This window comes from Mariniflexile gromovii, assembly GCF_017814435.1.
Lineage (GTDB): Bacteria > Bacteroidota > Bacteroidia > Flavobacteriales > Flavobacteriaceae > Mariniflexile > Mariniflexile gromovii.
The window spans coordinates 1-1,346 of the sequence record NZ_JAGJCB010000050.1; the positions used below are offsets into that span (position 1 = coordinate 1).

Sequence of the window (1,346 nt, forward strand, 5' to 3'; positions counted from 1 at the left end):
TTCAATACCTCCTTTACGCAACGAAGTTTAAAATCGTAATTGTACTTGACTTTTCTTTCCATAAAAATACCCTCAAATAGTGTCTAACTTTTTGGGGGCAGTTCAAAATCCGCGAGGATTTTCAGAAGTAGGCGAGAACAAGCAATTACTTATAGCCATTGTTGTGTGGCGTTTTTAATTTATTTCAGCTGGACCAAATTGATAATCGTAAATTATTCTATTTAGTCCAAGTTTATTAATATTTTCAACTTCAATCTTTTTGTCTTTTATAGGACTTCCAAATAAAGCAAGATTCGGAATTGTACTTGATTTTTCAAATGCTTTGTATTGAGGAATCCTTCTTGTAGAAATTCCATAAACCGTTGGGAATGGAATTTTTCCTGTTCTGACTAAACTAAAAAAGGAAGGATATATAATGCCATCAAATCCTTTCTCACTTACATAAAGACTTAATTCTTTTGAAATTTCATAGGAATGTTTCGAAGCTAAAAATAGCATTTGTATTGATAAATCAAGACTTTCAAATTCAGTACCTTCTTCTTCAATTAGCTCTGTCAAGTCTAAAAGTTTTAAAGCCTTAATCGGCTTTAGAGTTGCGACATATATCTCGTCCTCTACTGTTACTCGACATTCGTGTATACAAACTTCTAAATCTTGTGAACCATATAAAACTTGATGATTTTCACTGTCTAATCGTCCATTTCCTGGATATGGCGAACTATCATATTCATTTTCAGCAATTGGATTTTTAGGGTTAGTTCGAATTCTATAGAATAATTCGTTTTCTTTTAATAAAATCGTTGGAAACTCATTGATTATCCTATCGAAGATTGATTTTCTTGTTTTCTTATTTTGTAGGTCTTTAAGAGGTTCAATTTCGCCAATCATCCAAAGTCTTGGACCATAATGAAAAAAGCCAACACCTAATTTTTTTTCAAATAATTTGATATCTTTTTGTAATGATTTAGATAACTTAACGCTTGTTTTTTGATGTTCATTAAATTGAATTAGTGGGGCAGCTCCATAATCTGGTTTAAAGATACTTCCAATAACAAAAAATCTATAAGCCAAATTTTCTATTTGTTCAATGTTTAGTTTAATTCCGTTTAAGTTTGAACAATTAGTGCAACTCTCGGAATTTTCTATTCCAATTCGCTCCGCCAAGAGTTTAAGTCCTTGGTCTGTGAAACATTCTGAACAAAGTTTATCTGTATTACTCATCTTTTCTCAAATGTCTTGTCCTGAAATATGGCTACAGGTTAAAAATTGATTTACGCTGTTAATTTGTATACCATATTTGGTGTTCTAAAGTCTAAAGATAAGTGTAATCTTATTTCGTTGTACAA

At 31.1% G+C, this 1,346-nt stretch carries 1 protein-coding gene; it reads right to left on the bottom strand.

Annotation, left to right across the window (positions count from 1 at the left end; translation table 11 throughout):
* Nucleotides 1–174: 174 nt before the first annotated feature.
* Entirely contained in the window at nucleotides 175–1,221 is a 1,047-nt protein-coding gene (locus tag J8H85_RS18835) for an RES family NAD+ phosphorylase (protein WP_209657246.1), read from the bottom strand.
* Nucleotides 1,222–1,346: the final 125 nt, after the last annotated feature.